The 1,091-nt window shown below is 56.6% G+C and carries 2 protein-coding genes; both read right to left on the reverse strand.

Features of this window, described 5'->3' with window-relative positions; all coding sequences use genetic code 11:
* Positions 1–8 precede the first annotated feature (8 nt).
* The gene (locus BSU04_RS22495; protein ID WP_144021315.1) at positions 9–560 is read right to left on the reverse strand and encodes an IS630 family transposase; all 552 of its coding nucleotides are present in this window, start codon (positions 558–560) and stop codon (positions 9–11) included.
* Positions 557–1,033 (reverse strand): helix-turn-helix domain-containing protein, encoded by a 477-nt coding sequence (locus BSU04_RS22500; protein WP_256983209.1) that lies wholly within the window; start codon positions 1,031–1,033, stop codon positions 557–559. Before BSU04_RS22500 ends, BSU04_RS22495 begins: the two co-directional genes overlap by 4 nt.
* Positions 1,034–1,091: the final 58 nt, after the last annotated feature.

Consider the following 1,091-nt stretch of genomic DNA (forward strand, 5'->3'; position numbering starts at 1 on the left):
ATAAGTGTTCAGGAAAAACGGATTTCAAATTCCGAGCCATAGCCGCCGAGCAGCTTGGCGATCTCTGTATCGATGGTTTCCTTCGTCCAGGTGACGAAGCGCCGCCAGTGATACTTGGCGTGTTTCCAGACGATTTCGATCAAGTTCAGCTCGGGACTGTACGGCGGCAGATAGAAGAGCACCATCCGATGGTCGAGAAACCAGCGGTCGATGGTTTGCTGATCGATGTTGTGATGAATCGAGGCGTTATCGAGCACCACCACAGTCATCAGGCCGGGCGCGCCTTCCTGCGCGACTTGATCAAGAAACCGGATGACGTCGGGACGCTTGATGGTTGTCTTGCTGGCTTCATGCTTTAGAAGATTGGCGCCGAAATCAAATGCACCGAGCACCGAACGTCTGCAGTGCGGCTTCGGTAAGACGCGATGCGGCTCGCCGACTGGCGACCAGCCGCGCTGCACCGGAGGTGAGGCAGAGAAACCCGACTGGTCGAAGTAGATCAGGCGACACGCCCCATCACGAGCGGCCTGCTGCAACTTTGAGAGCGTATCTGTCTTCACGGCGAACTCCTGCTCATCGCGCTTTTTTTAAGTGAGTAGCGGCCACGTTTGTAGGAGAACCCCTCATGCCTGAGCGCAACCGACAACGTTTCCAGCCGGCATGGCAACGGCTGACCATGAACTTGCTCAATGCGCAGCGCAATCTGCCTGAGCGTCATCGATTCGGCACGCGCTGCTTCGATGGCCGTGGCGATCAGGGCATCAGACAATGCGCGGGGACGCCCACCTTTATGTCCGCTCAGCAAACCACAGAGGCCTTTGTCGTTCCAGGCGTGCACCCAGTTGTACACCGACTTGTCGCTCACATCGAGTTCGACCGCGATCTCATGAACCCGCCGGCCGCGGCCAAGCTCCAGCAGACCTAGTCCACGGGTTCGAAAGTCTTCATGTGGATGTTTGAGCGACAGCTGTTGCAGGGTCTTCTTCTCCGGCTCGGTCAGTTCAACGGCACATTTCATCGGCAGGCAGGTCATCAGAGTCGCATTGCCTGTCAGACCCCATATTTTGAAATTCGTTTACTCGTCACACTTA

The organism is Caballeronia sordidicola, assembly GCF_002220365.1.
In the GTDB taxonomy this organism is placed as follows: Bacteria; Pseudomonadota; Gammaproteobacteria; order Burkholderiales; family Burkholderiaceae; genus Caballeronia; species Caballeronia sordidicola_C.